Annotated in this window: 12 protein-coding genes; 1 reads left to right on the top strand and 11 read right to left on the bottom strand. The window is 74.9% G+C overall.

The genetic code is table 11. From position 1 onward, the window contains the following. Window positions 1-122: 122 nt before the first annotated feature. The 4 genes from ABTY56_RS35880 to ABTY56_RS35865 all read right to left on the bottom strand — a co-directional run bounded on the left by ABTY56_RS35880 (window position 123) and on the right by ABTY56_RS35865 (window position 6,436). Complete coding sequence (locus tag ABTY56_RS35880) at window positions 123-1,754, bottom strand: hypothetical protein (protein ID WP_350633767.1); 1,632 nt, start codon at window positions 1,752-1,754, stop codon at window positions 123-125. Window positions 1,755-1,997: 243 nt separating this feature from the next. Beyond that, complete coding sequence (locus ABTY56_RS35875) at window positions 1,998-2,888, bottom strand: S-methyl-5'-thioadenosine phosphorylase (RefSeq protein WP_350633765.1); 891 nt, start codon at window positions 2,886-2,888, stop codon at window positions 1,998-2,000. A 63-nt stretch (window positions 2,889-2,951) separates the two neighbouring features. Beyond that, window positions 2,952-4,553, bottom strand: a complete 1,602-nt coding sequence (locus tag ABTY56_RS35870; RefSeq protein ID WP_350633763.1) for an amino acid adenylation domain-containing protein — start codon at window positions 4,551-4,553, stop codon at window positions 2,952-2,954. A gap of 59 nt (window positions 4,554-4,612) precedes the next feature. Next, the gene (locus ABTY56_RS35865; protein WP_350633761.1) at window positions 4,613-6,436 is read right to left on the bottom strand and encodes an asparagine synthetase B family protein; all 1,824 of its coding nucleotides are present in this window, start codon (window positions 6,434-6,436) and stop codon (window positions 4,613-4,615) included. Window positions 6,437-6,636: 200 nt separating this feature from the next. Between ABTY56_RS35865 and ABTY56_RS35860 the strand changes: the two genes are divergently transcribed. Then, a complete protein-coding gene (locus ABTY56_RS35860) occupies window positions 6,637-9,951 on the top strand; it encodes a S41 family peptidase (protein WP_350633759.1) in 3,315 nt (1,104 codons plus the stop codon). A 64-nt stretch (window positions 9,952-10,015) separates the two neighbouring features. On the opposite strand, the gene ABTY56_RS35855 is transcribed toward ABTY56_RS35860, so the two are convergent. The 7 genes from ABTY56_RS35855 to ABTY56_RS35825 are packed head-to-tail and all read right to left on the bottom strand — an operon-like array spanning window position 10,016 to window position 19,803. Continuing rightward, complete coding sequence (locus ABTY56_RS35855; protein ID WP_350633757.1) at window positions 10,016-11,263, bottom strand: XdhC family protein; 1,248 nt, start codon at window positions 11,261-11,263, stop codon at window positions 10,016-10,018. 39 nt (window positions 11,264-11,302) lie between these two features. Next, complete coding sequence (locus tag ABTY56_RS35850; protein ID WP_350633755.1) at window positions 11,303-13,246, bottom strand: hypothetical protein; 1,944 nt, start codon at window positions 13,244-13,246, stop codon at window positions 11,303-11,305. Continuing rightward, window positions 13,243-14,328 (bottom strand): monodechloroaminopyrrolnitrin synthase PrnB family protein, encoded by a 1,086-nt coding sequence (locus ABTY56_RS35845; protein WP_350633753.1) that lies wholly within the window; start codon window positions 14,326-14,328, stop codon window positions 13,243-13,245. Before ABTY56_RS35845 ends, ABTY56_RS35850 begins: the two co-directional genes overlap by 4 nt. Continuing rightward, window positions 14,325-15,443 carry a radical SAM/SPASM domain-containing protein gene (locus ABTY56_RS35840; RefSeq protein WP_350633751.1) on the bottom strand — a complete coding sequence of 373 codons (1,119 nt, stop codon included), beginning with the start codon at window positions 15,441-15,443 and terminating at the stop codon, window positions 14,325-14,327. Before ABTY56_RS35840 ends, ABTY56_RS35845 begins: the two co-directional genes overlap by 4 nt. Window positions 15,444-15,473: 30 nt before the next feature. Next, window positions 15,474-17,897 (bottom strand): DegT/DnrJ/EryC1/StrS family aminotransferase, encoded by a 2,424-nt coding sequence (locus ABTY56_RS35835; protein ID WP_350633749.1) that lies wholly within the window; start codon window positions 17,895-17,897, stop codon window positions 15,474-15,476. 44 nt (window positions 17,898-17,941) lie between these two features. After that, complete coding sequence (locus ABTY56_RS35830; RefSeq protein WP_350633747.1) at window positions 17,942-18,781, bottom strand: hypothetical protein; 840 nt, start codon at window positions 18,779-18,781, stop codon at window positions 17,942-17,944. Beyond that, window positions 18,775-19,803 (bottom strand): hypothetical protein, encoded by a 1,029-nt coding sequence (locus ABTY56_RS35825; RefSeq protein ID WP_350633745.1) that lies wholly within the window; start codon window positions 19,801-19,803, stop codon window positions 18,775-18,777. The genes ABTY56_RS35830 and ABTY56_RS35825 overlap by 7 nt, the downstream gene beginning before the upstream one ends. Between the last annotated feature and the right edge of the window lie 172 nt (window positions 19,804-19,975).

The raw sequence follows: 19,975 nt of genomic DNA, 5'->3' as shown, positions 1-19,975 counted from the left end.
GAGCTCAGCCACCACGCCCGCTCCTTCGCCACCCGCTCGCCATGGTCGGCTTCACGTGATCAAACCGGACAGATCGCTCGAACGACGCTGCCCTGGGTCATCCCCGCCCCCGGTCCGATCCCTCAGAGAGCGGGAACACCGTCCGAGGTATCGCGATCCCGGCCGGACGAGTATTCAACCAATTTTGATCTGGCGACCAGTGCGGATTGGAACGCGGATGCGATGACAGATTGCAGGCGATTCAAATCGTGGGGCGCCAGGGAGGATTTCTGTATCAGGACTCCCGCAACCGCGAGCCTCACAAGCAGTCGCTGCCACTGCTCCTCGAATTGCTCCCCCCATTGCTGCGACGCGCCACTGAGATTCCAGTGCGTCAAACCGGACGTCATGACTGTGGTCAGATGACAAATCATGTCGGCGCGATCTTCGAACATGTCGGGAATGAGTTCGTAAACCGTGAGCTTGTCCCGCTCCAGGGAGGGCGGTTTCTTCTCGCTGCTGCGAGTCGTAAAGAGGTCCTGCTTGAAGGCGTCGATCTCCATGAGAGCAATCGCTGCGGCGGTACCGGCCCCCGTGATTGCACCAGAGGAGCCTGCCAGTTCAACGTTTCGAACAGTCTCTCGCGGCACGCCTCCGGACATGACACACGAGACGCGGGCGACTTCCGGGTTGACCTGGTCGTCTCTACGCCTGATCATTTCGGCCGCCGCGGTCGACGAAAAGGCCGCCAGCGGGATGACCTGATTGAAGGAGCTGCTGAATTCGTTCCGGACATTGATGGATCCAAGATCCAGAGACCTCGCGGCTTCTTCTGAGAGCGACACCATGAAGCACACGCCCGGGATCTCGAAAATCCCCTTGATGTAGCGCAGCAGCTCGGCAACGTCACTTGCACTGCTCATCTTGTCCAGCTCGTCGATGCAAATGACGAGATCGCCGACGGCCTCGCCGACCGCATGGGCAAAATTGCGGAAATTATGGACGAGGCCGCTCAGAGTGGACGGACGCTCGACGAGCTCCCTGGCCGATGCGTGCTTGAACCTGGCGGCCACGCCCCAGAGGCCTGCGTCGGCGCCTGCTTCGGAAGACTCCTTCAGGCTTGTTGCGTACCTCACCTGAATCCGCATCTCCTCAGATTGCGCACGGACACGCCCGACGGCAGCCCTGGATTCCCTTCTGAGCTGGGTGGCGCGCACAAAGAGCCACATGGCCACACCGGCTGGAAGCAGCGCTGTGAGGATTCCGTTGCTGCGGATGTCCAACCATTCTATGTTGGAAAAGAAGGTGCCATTGATGTCGAGTGCGACGAATGCCAGGTACAGGAGGAATGCGCCGATTGCCGTCAGTCTGGTGATTCTTTGGCGCACAAGACGCGTCGGTCGCCCGGTGCGCCGGTCGTACCACTGATCGAAGGACAGTGAGAGATTTTCTGTGATGGATGCCATGAATGCCACGGGATCGTAGTCGCTCTGGCTCGGGAAGTGGATCCCGAGTCCGCCCCGGTCCTCTGCCCAGGCCGATGCCCGGAACATCATCCACGTCTTTCCCGAACCGCGGGGCCCCGAGAGTCCGTAGCTGCCGCCTCCACCTTTTTCCAGGATCCCGGAGAGGCGCCGCCAGGCCGCGTGTTCGATGAAATACTTCTTGTCAAAGGCAGTGAGGACACTTGTCCCGGCGCTTCTCGCTCGAATTGGTGCGTCAATGTCGGACGAAAGGGGCTGGCTTTCTGCTCCCCACGGATTTCGAACCGACATATCTACTCCCTGCGAGGTCCGAACGCATGCAGGAATCAGTGTTCGGCCTCGCCGCAAGCCCGGCGAGGCGGCTCACGGGCAGCGAAGGCCGATAGAAGGCCAAAGCGTGACGGGCCGACGCGGGACACATTTCGCGCTGCGCAGCTTCGCTTCGGCGGACTGCCTATCATGTCCATGTTGCGTCCGCACCGGGAGGAAATGCAACTGCTGCTGTCGGTCTCCGAAAGAACCTCGCGCCTCCGTTCAGTCGCCGCAGACGCCGGGCAGGCCGGTCGTGAGGCCGTCCAGGGCGTGCGAGCAGACGCAGTCCCGGGTGGCCGGCAGGCTCTCCAGCGCCTTGAACAGGACGGTGCGCAGCCGGTCGACGTTCCGGCCGAAGACCTTGAGCACCTCGGCGTGGGTGACGCCCTCGCCGGTCTCCACGCCGGCGTCCAGGTCGGTGACCAGGGCCAGCGAGGTGTAGCAGAGGCCCAGTTCGCGGGCGAGGACGGCCTCCGGGTGGCCGGTCATGCCGACCACCGACCAGCCGTTGGCGGTGAACCAGCGGGACTCGGCGCGGGTGGAGAAGCGCGGCCCCTCGATCACCACCAGGGTGCCGCCGTCCACCGGCTCCCAGGCGGCGCTCCGCGCGGCGCCGAGTACCGTGTCGCGGCCGGCGGGGCAGTACGGGTCCGCCATCGACGCGTGCACCACCTCGGGCACGGATCCGTCCGCCAGCGGCAGGCCGTCGTAGTAGGTCTGCGTCCGGCCGGAGGTGCGGTCGACGAACTGGTCCGGGACGAGCAGTGTGCCGGGCCCGTACTCCGGGCGCAGCCCGCCGACCGCGCACGGGCCGAGCACCTGGCGCACGCCGAGCGAGTGCAGCGCCCACAGGTTGGCGCGGTAGTTGATCCGGTGCGGGGGCAGCCGGTGGTCCCGGCCGTGCCGGGGCAGGAACGCCACCCGGCGGCCGGCGATGTCGCCGAGGAAGACCGAGTCGCTGGGCGGCCCGTACGGGGTGTCGACGGCGACCTCGGTGACGTCGTCGAGCAGCGCGTACAGGCCCGAGCCGCCGATCACGCCGAGCTCGGCGCGCGGAGCCGCACCGGAGGCCGTCGGGGCGGCCGTGCCGGCCGGGGACTGGTTGTTCGTCATCTTCGTCACCTGTCTTGGAGTCTTCTGGTTCGGTCGGTTGTGGTGGGGTGCCGGTTGGGCTTCTCAGTCCTCGCCGAGGCTCCGCAGCAGCCGGCGATCCGTCTTGCCGGACGGGTTGCGCGGCAGTTCCGGCAGCCGGACGAAGCGGCCGGGCACCAGGTGCCCGGGCAGCAGTCGGCGTGCCCGGCGCTGCAACTCGTCGCCGGCGAGGCCGGATCCGGCGGTGTAGAAGGCAGTCAGCATCCGCGCTCCGGTCCGGCTTCGGACGGGTACCACGGCGGCGTCCTCGACGTCCGGGACGCCGCGCAGCGCGTCCTCCACCTCGCCGGGCTCGATCCGGAACCCGTTGATCTTCACCTGGTCGTCGGCGCGGCCCGCGTAGCAGAACACGTCCTCCCCGGTGCGGATCGCAAGGTCCCCGCTGCGGTAGTACCGCTCGGGTCGCCCGCCGGGCGGCGCCAGCACCCGGAAGGACTCCGCGGTGCGCTCGGGAAGGCCCAGGTATCCGACCGCGACCCCGAGGCCCGCGACGTGGATCTCCCCGCAGCCGCCCACCGGCACCGGGAGGCCGTGCTCGTCGAGGACCTGCACCCGCCAGCCGTCGAGCGGCCGGCCCAGCTCGGTGGCGAAGCGGTCGTCCCCGTCCCGCCGGTCCAGTTCGGCGCCCGACAGGGTCCGGGTGCTCACGAAGACGGTGGTCTCGGTGATGCCGTAGGTGTTGACGAACTCGCAGCCGTCGCCGAGGAGTTCCCGATAGGCGCGGATGTCGGACGGCACCACCGCCTCGCCGCCGAAGATGATCCGGCGCAGCGCCACCCCCCGTGCCGGCACCGCCCGTACCGGCACCCCCCGTACCGGCGCCGCACGGAGCGCGGCCACCAGGTAGCGGAAGACCGTCGGGACCACACTCATCACCGTCACGCCCTCGCGGACCAGCAACTCCGCGCAGGCGCGCGGCGACTGCGCGGTCGCCGCCGGGACGACCACCAGGCAGGCGCCGGTGGCCAGCGCGCCCCACATCTCCCACACCGAGAAGTCGAAGCAGTACGAGTGGAACAGCGTCCACACGTCGCGGTCGGTGAAGTCGTACCTGGCGCGGACCGACTCCACCATGGCGACCACGCTGCGCGCGCGCACCTCGACGCCCTTCGGCCGCCCGGTCGAGCCCGAGGTGTAGATGACGTAGGCGCTCTCGGTGTCCGGTATCGCGTCCGGTATCGCGTCCGGTACCGCGTCCGCCGACGTGCCGGACCCCGGCCGCGTCCAGTCGAAGCCGTCGGTGCGCAGCACCGGCAGGCCGTCCAGTGCCCCGGACGGCTCCCGGTCGGAGACCACCAGTGCCAGGTCGCTGTCCTCGGCCATGAAGCGCAGCCGGTCCACCGGGTAGTCCGGGTCCAGCGGGACGTAGACGTGGCCCGCGGCGACGACCGCGAGCACGGCCGTGACGAGGTCGGCGGTGCGCCCGAGGTGGAGTCCGACGCGGCGGCCGGTGCCCGGGCAGCGTTCACGGACGGCGGCGGCCAGCGCCTCGGCGCGGACGGCCAGTTCGCCGTAGGTCAGGACGGTCCCGGAGCCGTCGCGGACCGCCTGGCGGCCGTCGTCCCGGGCGACGCTGTCGGTGAAGAGCCGGTACAGCGCGGAGCCCGGCGGGGGTGTGGTCGGCATCGGGTTCGTCCTCTTTCCGTGCGTGGGGTTCTGCCGGGGGGAGCGGCGTGGTCCGCCGGTCACAGTCGGACGCCCACCCGGAGGCGCCGCAGCCAGGCGTCGCACTTCAGGACCATCTCGATGTCGGCCCGCCCGATCCAGCCACCGCGGTCCAGCAGGTCCGGGGCGTCCAGGAGGCGCTTCGCCGCCGTGAGGTCCACCAGCGGCAGCACCGGTGCGCCGGGGTCGTCGAGCAGGTGTCCCAGCCGCTCCAGGAGCGCCGCCTTGTACTGCCCGGCGTAGGTGATCGGGTAGGGGACCTTCGCCCTGGCCAGCACCGAATCGGGGAGGAGGTCCCGGGCGATCGCCCGCAGCAGGCTCTTCTCGCGTCCGTCGAAGCTCTTCAGCTCCGGTGGGACGTTGTACAGGAACGAGAGCAGCTGGTGGTCCAGGAACGGGAACCGCACCTGGAGTCCGGCCGCCGCGGAGAGCCGTTCCGAGTGCCCGACGCCCTGCTCCAGCAGCCGGGTCACCACCAGGTAGTCCACCTGCCGGGCCAGCGCGTGCGCGGCCGGCTCCCCGGTCAGGTGGGGGACCTCCGCGCTCGCCTCCCGGAAACGCCGGTCGAGGTAGCCGGTGACGTCGATGTCGTGCAGCAGGTCGGGGGCGAACAGGCCGGTGCCGACGCCGTGTTCCACACCGAATCGGCGGGCCCGCTCGATCCAGGGGAAGGTGCCGAGCCTGCGGTTCCCGTCGATCGCTCCGCCGATCCCGCCGAACACCGAGTCCGCGGCCTCGCCGCTGAGCACCACCGGCACCCGGCGGGCGACCTGGCGGCTGAACAGGAAGGGGGTGGTGTCCTTGTCCCCGAACGGCGAGGGGTAGTCCTTGGCGGACAGCACGTCGGCCAGTGTCACCGGGTCGGAGAGCTCCTCCGGGCGGACGGTCACCTCGTGGGCGTCACAGCCCCAGAACTCGGCGACCTCCCGGGCGAAGGGACGGTCGGGGACCGCCGCGGCGGTGTCCCCGAAGACGACGGTGAAGGTCTGGGGCGCCGTGCCCGTCCCGGCCGCGACCAGACCGGTCAGCGCGCTGGAGTCGAGCCCGCCGGAGAGCAGCACCGCCGGATCGGTGCCGCGCGCGTCGCGTTCGACGGCGGCCCGCAGCAGCTCGCCGGCCCGCTCGATGGTGGCGTTCCGGTCGAGGGTGTGCGGCCGCGCCTCCAGCGCCCAGTAGCGGTGGGCCCGTTCGCCGTCCACACCGAGGCGGACGAGGTGCGCGGGCGGCACCTCGCGCACCCCGCGCAGGGCGCCGCGGCCCCACGGCCGGATCTGGGTCAGTACGCCACACAGCCCTTCGGCGTCCAACTCCGGCCGGACCAGGGGGTGTTCGGCCAGGACGGCCACATCGGAGGCGAACACGGCGCCGTCCGGGGTCGGCAGGTAGCTCAGCGGCTGCACGCCCAGCCGGTCCCGGCCGAGCAGCAGTTCGGACCTTCGCGCGTCCCAGATCGCGAAGGCGAAGGCCCCTTCCAGCCGGGGCACGGCGTCCGGCCCCCAGGTCAGGTAGGCGCGCAGCAGCACCTCGGCGACCGAGGGCTCCGCCGGGCGCCCCGGTGGGGTCGCGCTCCCCGGCTCCGCGGCCCGCCACAGCTCGGCGCCGTTGTGCAGGTATCCGTCGCAGACGGCCATGGCCACGAGCCCCCCGTCCCGGTGGACCGCGGCGGGCCGCGCCGTGCCGGTCCAGGCGGCGTCGACCCGTTGCGCGAACACCGCGTGACGTTCGACCAGACGACCCTCGCCGGCCTGGCCCCGGGCCGCCAGCCCGGCCGCCAGCCGGGCCGCCGACAGTTCCTGTGCGGCGAGGTCCCGCCCACGATCCACCCAACCGGCTATTCCGGACATGCCCCTCCTCGGTCAACCGCGCTCGTCGGCAGCGTGTCAGCCCGGGCGGCCCGGGCCACTGCGGGAAGCCGCAACCGCGCGGCCGGCGCGGCCGCTGCGGCTTTCCGCAGTGACGGCCCGCCCGCCGCCGTGGCACGCTCCCTGCTCCGGTGACCAGCGCGCACGCGGGCGTGCGACGGACGTGAACAGGGACGAGATCGATGCGGGCTTCCTACCTCCGGTTCCCCCACCTGCGCGGCGACCTGCTCACCTTCACCGCTGAGGACTGCGTGTGGGCCGCCCCGATCGAGTCCGCGGGTGCGTCCGGCGCGGTGGAGACGGGCCGGGCCTGGCGGATCACCGACGGGAGCCGGCCCGTGGCCCGGCCGAGGATCTCCCCGGACGGCCGGCACATCGCCTTCACCTCCGGTTCCGGGGCCGACACCGAGGTGCACCTCGCCCCCGTCGAGGGCGGTCCGGTGCGCCGGCTGACCCACTGGGGCGTCTGGCGGACCGCCGTCTCCGGCTGGACCCCGGACGGGCGGGTGGTGGCCACCACCACCCACGGCCAGCCCACCCAGCGCCGCCCCTGGGCGTACGCGCTGCCGGTCGACGGCGGTCCGGCCGAGCGGCTGCCGTACGGCCCGGTCGGCGACGTCGCCTTCGGGCCCCGGGGCGGGGTGGTGGTCTCCTCGGCCACCATGATCCGGGAGTCCGCGGACTGGAAGGGCTACCGGGGCGGCCTGGCCGGGAAGCTCTGGTCGGCCCCGGACGGCGGCGCGCTCCGACGGATCCTGGCCGCACTGGAGGGCTCGCTGGAGTGCCCGATGTGGGTCGGCGACCGGATCGCCTTCCTCTCCGACCACGAGGGCTCCGGCGCCCTCTACTCCTGTCTGCCCGACGGCACCGGCTTGCGGCGACACACCGCCCCGGCGGACTGCTACGCGCGGCAGGCCGCCACCGACGGCCGCCGGATCGTCCACGCCCGCGCCGGCGACCTCCACCTGCTGGAGCACCTGGATGCGGAGCCCGCCCCGATCGTCGTGCGCCTGGGCGGCGGCCGCGCCCGGCTGCGGCCGTACCCCGTCCGCGCCGCCGACCATCTCGGTGACGCCCGCCCCGAGCACACCGGCCGGAGCAGCGTGGTGGAGGTGCGGGGCACCGTCCACGTGCTGCCGCACCGGCCGGGTCCGGTCCGCGTCCTGACCGCGGAGCCCGGCGTCCGGGCCCGCCTGCCCCGCGCCTTCCGCGCCGACGGGCGCCCGATGGCCGCCTGGGTGACGGATGCCGAGGACGAGGACGCCCTGGAGTGCGCCCCCACGTCGGCCGCACCCGGAACGCCGACCGGCGCCGGGAGCGGGGACCGGCGCCGGGTCGCGGCCGGACGGCTGGGCCGGGTGCTCGAACTGGAGGTCTCACCGGACGGCCGGCACGCCGCGGTGGCCAGCCACGACGGGCGGGTGCTGCTGGTGGAATGGGCCACCGGCGAGGTCCGGGAGCTGGCCGCCGGCCGGCACGGTGACGCGACCGGGCTGGCCTTCTCACCCGACTCCCGCCGGCTGGCCTGGTCGCAGGCCGGCCCCCGGCCGCTGCGGTGGCTGCGGATCGCCGACACCCGGACCGGGGAGGTGCTGGACGCCACCCCGCTGCGCTTCAACGACCACTCCCCGGCGTTCACCCCCGACGGGGCCTATCTGGCGTTCCTCTCGGAGCGGGTCTTCGACCCGGTCCCGGACACGCACTCCCTCGACCTGTCGTTCCCGCTCGGCTGCCGCCCGTACCTGATGGCCCTGGCCGCCGACACCCCGTCACCGTTCGCCCCGTGGACGGAAGTGCCCCGGACGGAAGAGCACTCGACGGAGGAGCCCCGGACGGAAGTGCCCCGGACGGAAGAGCACTCGACGGAGGAGCCCCGGACGGAAGAGCGCTCGACGGAGGACCCGTCGCCCGGCGATTGTCCCGCCGCCGTGCCACCCACCCGGATCGACCCCGAGGGGATCGAAGCCCGGACGATGCCGTTCCCGGTCGAGGCCGGCCGCTACTCGGCGCTGCGCACGGCGGGCTCGAAGGTCCTGTGGCTGCGGCAGCCGATGACCGGACTCACCGGCGCGGCGGCGGCCACCGCGGGAGAGCGGCCCGCCGCACCGGCGCTGGAGGGCTACGACCTGGCGCACCGCACGCCGCTCGCGCTCGCCGACGGCGTCACCGGCTTCGCCGTGAGCGGTGACGGCACCCGGCTGGTGCTGCGCCGCGGCGGCGGGCTGCACGCCGGGCCCGCGGACGGCGGCGCCACGGAGCCGGTCGACCTCGAACGGGTCCGGGTGTGGGTCGAACCCTCCGCCGAGTGGCGCCAGATGTACGCGGAGGCCGGACGGCTGATGCGGCAGAACTTCTGGCGCGCCGACATGTCCGGCGTGGACTGGGACGGCGTCCTGGAGCGCTACCGTCCGCTGCTCGAGGGGATCGCCTCCCACGACGAGCTGGCCGACCTGCTCTGGGAGGTGCACGGCGAACTGGGCACCTCGCACGCCTTCGTCGGTCCGCCCGTGGACGGCGGAGACCCGCGGCTGCGCCCGGGCCTGCTCGGTGCGGACCTGGTCCGCGACGCCGGGGGCCGGTGGCGGATCGCCCGGGTGCTGCCCGCGGAGCCGTCCGATCCGCGGGCGGTCTCCCCGCTGGCGGCACCGGGTGTCTCGGTGGTCCCGGGGGATGTGCTCGTCGCGGTGGGCGGCCGGCCGGTGGACCCGGTCGTCGGGCCGGCCCCGCTGCTGCTCGGCACGGCCGGGCAGCCGGTCGAGCTGACGGTGCTCGGCGCGGCCGGAGGCAGTCGCCCGGTGGTGGTGGTCCCGCTGGCGGACGAGGAGCCGCTGCGCTACCACGACTGGGTCGCCGACCGGCGGGCGCTGGTCCACCGCGACTCCGGCGGCCGGCTGGGCTACCTGCACGTGCCGGACATGCTCGGCCCCGGCTGGGCGCAGTTCCACCGCGATCTGCGGACCGAGGCCGCGCGCGAGGGGCTGGTGGTGGATCTGCGGGACAACCGGGGCGGCATGCTCTCGCAACTGATCGTGGAACAGCTCGCCCGGCGGACGGTGGGGTGGAGCCGTGCCCGCTGGGCCGAGCCCGTCGGCTACCCGCGGACGGCGCCCCGGGGGCCCGTGGCCGTGCTCGTCAACGAGTTCACCGGCTCCGACGGCGAGGTCGCCGCCGCGGCCCTCCAGGCCCTAGGGGTCGGCCCGCTGGTCGGCGTCCGCACCTCCGGCGCGGTGATCGGCATCGACCTGCGCTACACGCTGGTGGACGGGACCAGTGTCACCCAGCCGAAGGCCGCCAACTGGCTGCAGGGGTACGGCTGGGAGGTGGAGAACCGCGGCGTCGACCCGGACGTCGAATCGGTCCGCACCCCGCAGGACTGGCGGGCCGGGCGCGACCCCCAGCTCGACACGGCGGTCCGGCTCGTGCTCGACGCCCTCGCGACCGCGCCGGACCGCACTCCGCCACCGCTGCCGGCGCCGCACCCGGCCCGCCGCCGCTGACCGGAGGCCGCCGCCGCCGGCCGGTGTCGCTGACCGGAGGCCGCCGCCGGCCGGCGGCGCCGGGTCAGGACCGCGCCGGTTCCCGGTGGATGGCGAGGGCCGAACCGCCCAGGGGCGTGGCCGTGGCACCGTTGCGGTGGGCGATGATCTCCGCCACGATCGACACCGCCGTCTCCTCGGGCGAGCACGCGTTGAGGTCGAGACCGATCGGAGAGTGCAGCCGGCCCAGTTCCGCCTCGGTCAGGCCCTCGGCGCGCAGGGCCGACATCCGCTCGCCGTGGGTGCGGCGCGATCCCATCGCGCCCACGTACCCCAGCGGCATCCGCAGGGCGTCCCGCAGCAGGGGGACGTCGAAGCGGAGGTCGTGGGTGAGCACGCAGACCGCGGTGCGCTCGTCGGTGGCGGTGTCGCGGAGGTAGCGGTCGGGCCAGGCGACCACCACCTCGTCGGCGCCGGGGAAGCGGTCCGCCGTGGTGAAGACCGGCCGGGCGTCGCAGACCGTGACCCGGTAGCCCAGGTGCGCGCCGACGGGGGCGAGTGCGACGGCGAAGTCCGTACTGCCGAAGATCAGCAGCCGCGGCGCCGGGGCGCTGACCTCCACGAGCGCGGTGGCCGGGCCGTCCGCGGTGGGCACCAGGACGGTGCGGGTCCGGCCGGTCCGCAGCAGGGCCCGCGCCGCGTCCACCGCGGCCCGGTCGGCGGCGCGTTCACCGAGCGTCCCGACGACCGTTCCCGGCGTCACCGCACCGGACGTCACCGTTCCCGGCGCCACCGTTCCCGGCGCCACCGCACCCGACGTCACCGCACCCGACGTCACCGCACCCGACGTCACCGCACCCGACGTCACCGTTCCCGGCGCCACCGCACCCGGCCGACCGTCTCCCGCCCGGACCGCCAGGGCGCGCCCCAGCAGCCGGGCCGGGCCGGCCACGATCCGGACCAGCGCCACCGGCCGGCGGGCGGCGGCGTCCCGCAACGCGAGCCCGGGCGCCGGCCGTGCCGGGTCGATCCGCTGGACGAACACCTCGACCGAGCCGCCGCAGGTCAGCCCGGCGCCCAGGGCGGAGTCGTCGTCGTACCCGAAGCGGTGCAGCCCCGGCGTACCACCGTCGAGCGCCGCGCGGCAGAGCTCGTACACCTCGCTCTCGACGCAGCCGCCGGACACCGAGCCGAGCACCGACCCCGCGGCGTCCACCGCCATGGCCGCCCCCGGCCGCCGGGGCGCGCTGCCGTGCACCGCGGCCACCGTGGCGACGGCGAACGGCTCCCCCCGCTCGCACCATGCGCGAAGTCCATCGGCGATTTCCAGCACTCTCTCCCGCTCTCGATCCAACTGGTCCCGGTGTCCTGCTCAGGTCCGCGCGGGGACGACCGGGAACTGCGCGCGTGCGCCGGACACGGCGAGGTCCTGTACGGCGAAGACCCGGCAGTAGTGCATCTGCGGCAGCGCGTCGGGCGCCACCCGCAGGGTGAAGCGGGCGGTGTGCTCGCCCGCCGGGGACAGCCGCACCCGCGATCCGGGCGGCTCCACCGCGCAGGCGGCGCGCAGGAACGGCGGGAAGAACACGCCGAGCTGCACCGGCGCCCCGGCCCGCCCCGCGCTCAACCCGACGGTCAGCTCCGCCTCCGCGCCGGCCCGCAGCACCTGCGGCCCCTCGGCGCGCACCAGCGGGGCCCCGCTCTGCCGGACGGCGACGTCCCCGCAGCGCGGGCACAGCACCGACTCGGTGTCGGGGACGATCCGGGCCAGTCCGCCGAGGACGGTCCGGGTGGCCTGCAGCCCGCACCCGCAGCCGACGGCCTCCGGTTCCCCCACGATCCGGCTGCGCCGGGCCCAGTACTCGGGGTACCGCGCCAAGGGGTCCTCGGGGTCGCGGCGCAGCTGTCCGGCGATCGCGTGGTCCAGCGACTGGAGGTCACCGCGCAGTCCTTCGGCGACGGCCGGCGGGTAGGGCCGGCCGGCCCGGCTGAGCAGGGCCAGGTACTTCCCGGCGAACCGCTCCAGCCTCGGGCGCAGCGGATGCCGTGGCGGGAGAAGCCCCCCGGACAGGTAGGCCACCGCCCGGTCGACCGGCACGGCCAGCTGCTCGGCCGGCAGGGCCAGCTGCTCGGCCGGCAGGGCGTCGGCGGGCGGCGCGGGCCGGTCCGCACCGTGCGCGCCGCGGCCGGCGGCCGTCGGGCGCGGCGCGGGTGGCCCGGCCGGTCCGCCGGTGCCGGCTCCCGGTGCCGTCGGGAAGCCGTACTGGAGGTAGACCGGGCCCGGGGTGACGTCCGCCAGGCTGCGGTTGAGCGGACCGGCGAGGCCGTCCGGCCGCTCGTGTGCCAGGTACACCAGGTTCTCGGGCCGGTCGCTGTCGTGCACGCCGGGCGCGGCGACCACCGACTGGGCGGGGCCGTCGAGTGCCGCCAGCATCACCTGGTACCTGCTGTCATAGGACGCGGTGTCGGCGAACGGGCCGTTGGCGCAGGAGGACAGCACGATCTCGGCGGCCAGCACCTCGCCCGGGCCCACCAGCCGGTCCTCGCGTTTGAAGCAGGGATGGCCGTGCCCGCAGCGCGGCCGGGTGCGGGCCGGGCCGGACGGCACGTCGGCCGCGGCCCGCCCGCACAGCGTCCAGGTGCCCAGGTTCACGTGGTCGTCGCCGCCGTGGCCCTGGACCATGACCCGCCGCCAGCGGCGCCCGGTGAGGGCGGCCCGCAGTCCGTCGGCCCTCAGCGCCGCCCCGGCGAACACCTCGCCGCGTCCGCCGCCCGCCGGTGCGTCGGTGTCGGAGAACAGTGCCCGGCCGACGACCTCCGGGCGAACGCCCACGTACTGCTTGGCGAGCATCCAGCTGAGCGAGGGCAGGTCCCGGCCGGTGAGCAGGGTCAGCGAGCGGTCCGGGCCGGCGGGGCGGAGCAGCGGGCCCAGCGCGTCGTGGCGCAGCCGCGGGTAGGTGCCGACGACGAGCACCGACCCGGCGGAGGGCGGGACGTCCTCGGCGGTGTGCACCCAGCGCCGGGCCAGCGGGTCCAGCAGCGGCGACAGCTGCTCCCGGCCGTCGGGCCCGCCGGGGTCGCCGGCCGGACCGGGATCGCCGGTCGCGGCCGGCGGGGGCAGCAGCAGGCCGATCTCGCTGCACGGCGGGACGCGGCCGGCCGCGTAGAGCGGGGCGGCGTACTCGGCCGCCGCGGCCAGGTCGGGTCTGCCGGTGGTGAGCACCGGCACGGGGGCCGACGGCCGCTCGGCGCGGTCCCGGGCGCGCTCCCGATACTCCTCGGGGTCCGGGCAGGCGTGGAAGAGGGGGCGGGTCACGGCACTCGGTCTCCGTCCGGACGGGGGGCGAGAGCGTCCCCGGCCGCCCGGACCACGGCGATCAGCTCTTCCAGCGGCTCGATCCGGTAGGGGCCGCCGACCGGCGGTCCGAGCCTGGCCTCCAGCGCGTCCCGCGCCAGCTTGCGGTGGGGGTAGCGGAACCGGAGGAAGGCCCTGGTCAGCTCGGCGACGGCGGCGCGCAGCAGCGCGTCGGCCCCGCCGGCCGGGCGGGCGGCCAGCCTCGCGACCAGGCCCGGGCGGCCCGCCTGGGCCAGCACCAGTTCCCGGTGGTCGGGCCTCAGGTAGGGCAGGGCGCCGGTGGCGTGTGCGGTGAACACCGCGTCGGCGGACGCGGCGTCGCCGTCCTGCCGTCCTGCGGCCGTGCCCGAGTACAGCAGGACGTCCAGCGTCAGGATCGGCAGGTGGGCGCCGCTGGGCGCCTGCCACGTCTGCCCGTCGAGGTCGATCGGCGGGAAGAAGGGCCGCAGCTCCTCGGCGAAGAATCGCCCCGTCATGCCCCGGCGCACCGTGTGGAAGAGCCGGGTGAACGCCGCGAAGGCCTCGCCGGTCGCGCGGGCGGCCGCGGCCCCGTCGTGGGGCCGGTCCTGGTCGACGGCTGCCCCGAGGGCGACGCAGTGGCCGACGGCCTCGTCCAGGACCTGCGCGCCGGTGGCGAGGCCGGCGATGAACAGCTCCTCCGCGGCGGTGCCGGTGAAGCTCCGCCGGCGCGGCCCGGCCGGGTTGCGGGTGGTGTACGACGGGAGGCTGTCGCGCGGCGGCTCCCCGGTCAGCTCCGCGAGGCGGAGCAGTTCGGCGGCGACCCGCTCCGCCGGCGGCCGGTCGGGGTGCAGCCGGCACCAGGACGCGGCGGCGATGCCGAGGTCGCGCAGGGCCGCGCGGGCCGGTTCGGGCTCGTGCACGTCCTGGGCGCGTTCGGCGAGCCGGTCGGCGAGGTGGCGCAGCCGGGCGGCGTCGCGGTCCCGGTTGAGCGCCGGGAGGCCGGACAGCAGGGCGTCCGCGCCGAGCGGGTCCAGCGCGGCGACGGCGGCGTCGGCTTCGGCGTGCGTCCGGGCGGGGCTCACAGCCATTCCACGGCCAGGTCGGCGAGGTGGTCCTCGACCATCCGCAGGCGCGCCCGTTCGGCGGCTTCCCCCGGCGCGGCGGCGATCGGCGGCCGGCTCGGCAGCAGGGTCAGGGCCTCGGCGATCCGGGCGTTGAAGCGGACGTTGGACGGCTCGCAGCCGTGGCACAGGGAGGGTGCCTCGACGGAGAACCTGTGCCGCTCCTCGGCGAACACCGGGTCGTTCCACACCTCGGCGAACGGCCGGTCCCAGGCGTTGGCGATGGTCAGCGGCCGGCCGCGGTAGTGCGGGAGGCAGTTGCAGGCGGTCAGCAGCCCCTCCTTCGCGTCCAGGTAGGCCACCGTCAGTGGGACGCTGCAGCTCTTGTAGGTGACCGAGCGGCCGCGGCTGCTGTTCTGGATCTGTTCCTCGGTGCTGCCGAAGATGTCCGGTCCGAGCGCGTTGACGTCGACGCCGGCCGCCGCCATGGCCGGCAGCAGGGTGCGCAGCAACTCATGGGTGGCGTCGATCTGTTCGCGGTTCATGTACAGGCCGCGCACGCCCTTGAGGGGGATCAGGTTCCAGCGCCGCACGCCCAGCTCGGCGAGCAGCGGCAGGAACTCGTCCAGGTGGCCGCAGGTGCGGTTGGACACGATGGTGTTGACGATCAGCGTCACGTCCGTGCCGGCCGCGGCGGCGGCGGCGCGCAGGTCCCGCATGCCTGCAGTGGCGGCGGCCAGCAGGCCTTCGGTGCGCCGCAGTTCGTCGTGCACCTCGGGCCGCGGCGAGTCGAGCGAGCAGATCAGCTTGGTCAGCCCGGCGTCGACCAGCTCCTTCGCGCGCGCGGCCAGGTGCTCGCCGTTGGTGACGAAGGAGGAGCGCATGCCGCGCTCGGTCAGGTGGGCGACGATGTCCGGGAGTTCCGGGTACAGCAGCGGTTCGCCTCCGGTGAACCGGACTTCCTGCGTGCCCATCTCGTGGAGGTCGTCCACGAGTCGGCGCAGCCGGTCCGGGTCCGGCCGGTAGGCGTCGGTGGATCCGGCGAACTTGCACATGCGGCAGCGGGCGTTGCACGCCTCCAGCAGGCGGATGTAGAGGATCTGGGGGCCGGCGGTGCGGCTGGGCGTGGGGGACAAGGGGTCTCCTCGGGAGGCGTGGGTCGGGGGTCAGCTCCGGTTCGACCGGTCGCGGTCGAACCAGTGGGTGATCTTCTCCAGGGCGGCGAGGATCTCCTCGGCCAGAGCGGTGCTCACGGCGGGCCCGGTCGGCAGGTGGAAGGTCAGCGGCTGCCAGCCGTCGGCCACCGGGCAGCCGGCCGGCCGGCCGGCGCGGGGCGCGAGCTGCCGGTAGTCGTGCAGCCCCCGGTAGGCGCCCTGGATCGGCACGTTCTCCGCGCGCAGTGCGGCCACCACCTCGTCGGCGTCGACTCCCCAGGAGGCGGGCACCCGGACGGGGTACTTGGCCCAGCTGAAGCGGGCGCCTGCCGGGGGTGCCACCGCCTCCAGCGCGGTGCCCGCCAGCCGCTCGGCGTAGCGGGCGGCGACGGCGTCACGGGCGGCCTGCAGTTCGGGCAGCCGTTGGATCTGGCCCAGCGCCACCGCGGCCTGGAGCTCGGTCATCCGGTGGTTGAGCGCCGGGGTCCGCAAGCGGTTCCAGCCGGTCATGCCGTTGTCGCGGAAGGCGCGGGCGTAGTCGGCGACGGACTCGTCGTCGGTGATCACCATGCCGCCCTCGCCGCTGGAGGCGGCCTTCTCCGAGCTGAAGCTGAGCGTGCCCGCCAGCCCGGCGAGGCCCACGTGGCTGCCGTCCAGCCGGGAGCCCAGCGCCTGGGCGCAGTCCTCCACCAGCAGCGTGCCCGGTCCGACGGCGGCGGCGAGATCGGCGGCGGGCAGCGGGACGCCGTACATGTGGACGCACAGCAGCACCCGGGCGCCGTCGGCACCGGCCTGCTTCAGGGAGCTCTCCAGCGGTCGCAGCGTCCGGCCGTCGACGTCCAGCGGCAGCGGTGTGCCGCCGGCCGCCACGACGGCGTTGCCGCTGGCCGCGAAGGTGTGCGTCGGGAGCGCCACGCCGGCTTCGAGCGGCGCCCCGGCGACCTCGGCGGCGGCCCGCAGCGCGATGTGGAGCGCCGCCGTCCCCGAGGACACCGCCACGGCGTGGCGGGCCCCGGTCGCGGCCCGGACGGCCTCCTCCAGCGCGCGGACGAAGCGCCCCCCGCCGACGGCCGAGAGCTCCCCGCTCCTCAGGACCTCGGCCACGTGGTGCCGTTCGGTTCCCGTCAGCACGGGGCGCAGCACGACCGGTTCGGCCCGCACCGGGGCGCCCCCGGCGACGGCGGGCCGAAGGGCGTCCGGGGACGGCTCCAGCAGCCGGGCCAGGTCGCGGACGACCGTACGGGCCCCGTCGGTGCCGCCGAAGGCCGCCGCGGCCCGGCGGCACTGGCGCTCGGCCAGCGCGTCCCGGACGGTCGGGCTGTGCAGCAGTCCGGCCACCGCCGCGCCGAACAGCGTCCCGGCGGCCCGCGACTGCTCGGCGTCCCGCAGGACGCGCCCGGTGGCGGCGGCCAGTTCGCCGGTGTCGGTGATGATCTCGGCGAACGACGGGGTGTCCGGGGGCGCCGGCGTGGCGAGGTTCCACGGTCCGAAGGCGCCGTCCGGGTCGATCTGCCTCCGGTTGATCCGGTGCCCCGCGTGCTGGTCCGGGAGCAGCAGCAGCGGCACCCGCTGGTCCACGCACTCCAGGTAGGTGGTCAGCCCGGGCGGGGCGAGCACCACCCCGGCCCCGGCCAGGGCGGACGCCATGGCGTCGGGGCCCAGCGGGCCGACCCGCACCGTGCCGGGCAGGGCGTCGAGGGCGGACGCCGGGAGGGCCTCCAGCACCTCGGGGTTGCCGGTCAGCCACAGCGAGGCTCCGGGCGGCAGGTGGCCGGCGCAGCCGCGCAGCAGCAGCAGGACCAGCTCCGCGTACCGCACCGCGGTCTCCAGTGGGACGAGCGCCGAGCGCTGCCCGCTGAGGGAGACCAGCACGTCCGGGGCGTCCGGCCCGGGCCGCACCCGGGAGACGATGCCGCCGACCGGGACGGCCCGGCGCGGTTCGAGCGCCGACAGCGGCGGGTTGGGCCCCTGCTGCAGGTAGGAGCGCTCCGCCAGGGCGTGGGCCACGGCCTGGAGGTCGTGCGGGGCGAGTTCGGCGCAGATCCGCAGGGCCGCCCGTTCGTCGCCGCGGACCTCCTCCGCCAGCTCCCTCACCCGGTCCGGCGTCAGCTCGGGCCGCCACACGTGCGGGAGGCTGTCGACGTACCCGACCGGGACGCCCAGCGCGGCGGCGCAGACCACGGCCGTCGGCTCCATCACGTCCACCAGGAGGTCGGCGCCGCGCAGCACCTCCAGGACGGCCGCCGGGTCCGAGGTGTCCACCTCGGTGACCGAGCCGAAGAGGCCGGCGGCCGAGCCGGCCGCGGTCAGCGCCGAGCCGTGGCCGACGAACTCCCATCGGCCCCGGACGGCGAGCGGCGCCGCCCGCACGATGCTGATCAGTTTGGCAACCGGGCCGAAGCCGTACGGCTCGGCCGTGGCCACGATGCGTGTCACAGATGCCCTTTCGTTCCTGTGCCACCGGTCGGCGGCACAGCTCTTCACCGCGGCTCGATCAGCCGCAGCAAGGTCGGTTTGCAGTCCGAACACGGCGCCCCCGTACGGCAGTCGCGCACGATCCGGCCCAGGTCGGCGTCGGCGTTGCGGCGCTGCCCGTAGCGGACCGCCGCGGCCAGTGCCGAGCAGCCGCCCACCCGGGTGACCCCGTGATCGCCGTCCGGGTTGCCGGACGGCAGCCTCCGCACCGCCCGCGCCAGCGCCCCGGCCGGGGCGCGGTCCGGATGCGGCAGCTGACGCAGGGCCGCGGCCGGAGCCGACAGGAGCAGTGCGGTGGTCCGCCGTCGGGCCCGGTCGGGCAGGCACCGCAGCGCCGCCTCGACGGCGTCCTGCCGCTCCTCGGCGAACACCAGCGCGAGACGCCCGCGGCCGGCCGCCTCGGCGAGCACCGCGACGGCGGCGGCCAGGGCCAGCACCTCGGGGAGGTGGCCGCCCTCGGCAGCGTGGGCCGCCTCGGCCGCTCCCAACCGGCCCGCGCAGGACAGCAGCGCCTCCACGGTCGGCAGTTCCGCGCGCGGCACGACCGTCCGGCCCGGCCGGGCGCCGGGCCCCGCGGGTGCGGCCGCCGCGCCCCGCGGGCCCGCCCCGTCGTCCGGGGATTCGACGACGACGGTCGTCGGCATGCCGAGCGCGTCGGCGAGTTCCTCGACCAGCAGTTCCTCCGCGGAGTCCGGCCGGTCCGGCGGTGCGCAGAACCAGGCCACCAGGCCCGGTCCGCCGACCAGCGCCGCGTCCGGCGCGCCCAGCCGTCCGGCGAGGACCCGCGTCTGCACCAGGCGGCCGGGCAGCGCCTCCAGCAGCTCCCGGGACAGCGGCCTCAGCATGCGACCGCCCTCCGGTGCTGCCGGTCCGCCGCCCGGTCCGGCGTCAACTGCCCGATGACGTCGGCCAGTTCGGCCGGGTCCGCGGCGTGGAAGGCCGGGTCGACGGCCGACCAGAAGGCGCCCCAGACCCGCAGGACGGGGGCGGGCATCCGCGCCAGGTCGTACGCCAGGACGGCCGGGTCCGCGGTGACGTGGAGCTTTTGGGCGGGAGCGGCCCGGAACATCCGGGCGCTGCCGTCCACGGCCGGGAACGGGCACTGCACCAGCCAGGTGAGGCGCCCGCTCTCCCGGGCCCCGCCCGGGGCGCTCCCGAGCTCCGCCTCGTCGACCTCCGCCGCCAGCGCCACCAGCGCCGCCTGCTGGACGTCGGTGAGCACCACCAGCCTGTCGACCGGTGCCCCTGCGATCTGCTCCAGCACGCCGGGCGTGTGGAAGACCAGGCACGAGCGCGCGGCCTCGACGTGCCGCTGCGACGGCGGCCGGGGAGGGCCGAACAGGTCGTAGACGCCGTTCAACCGCGCGTCCGAGACCACGTCGCGGGACCGGGCGACGGCCTGCCGCACCGCCGGGTGCGCGCTGTGCTCGCCGGTCTCGCACACCAGGTACTCCGGGACGCCGAGCAGCCGGGCGCAGTGCTCGGCCGTGGCCCGCACCTCCTCGGCCACCCTCCGCCAGGTCGGCGCCAGTTGCGGATCGGTCGTCTCCAGCTCGGCGGTGCCGAGGTGCAGCAGCGGCCGCAGCCCGGCGGCGCGGGCGGTGGCGAACAGGTTGTAGACGACGGCCAGCGCCTCCAGGGTCAGCCCGGCGGAGCAGTCTCCGAGGCAGGGGCCGGCGGCCACCCACGTGCCCGGGCCGGGCCGCCCGGCGTCGCCGCCGGCGCCGAGGGCGAGGCCCGCGCCGACGACCGGGGAGTCCAGCCAGGACGGCGTCGCGGTGAGTCGCAGGTGCTCCCCGAGTCGCCGGGGGGTCGCTTCGTACCAGGTGGTGAGCAGGGTGTCGCGGTCGGGCGACGGGTCTGACATCGGGGGCTCCTTCGCGGTGCGCTGCTCGAAGCCTGGCGGCGGCGGCCGCTCCGGCCACTGCGGGAAGCCGCAGCCCCGTCCCGCTGCGGCTTCCCGCAGTGACGCGCCCGCGGCCGCCTGGGAGCGTCGGGCCGGTAATCGACCACGGCGGCAGGTGAGGACGGGGGACCCG

The sequence above is a fragment of the Kitasatospora sp. NPDC097691 genome (assembly GCF_040302665.1).
Taxonomy (GTDB): Bacteria; Actinomycetota; Actinomycetes; order Streptomycetales; family Streptomycetaceae; genus Kitasatospora.
Note: the sequence above shows the minus strand (reverse complement) of the source record. Positions and strands in the feature narration are given on the sequence as shown.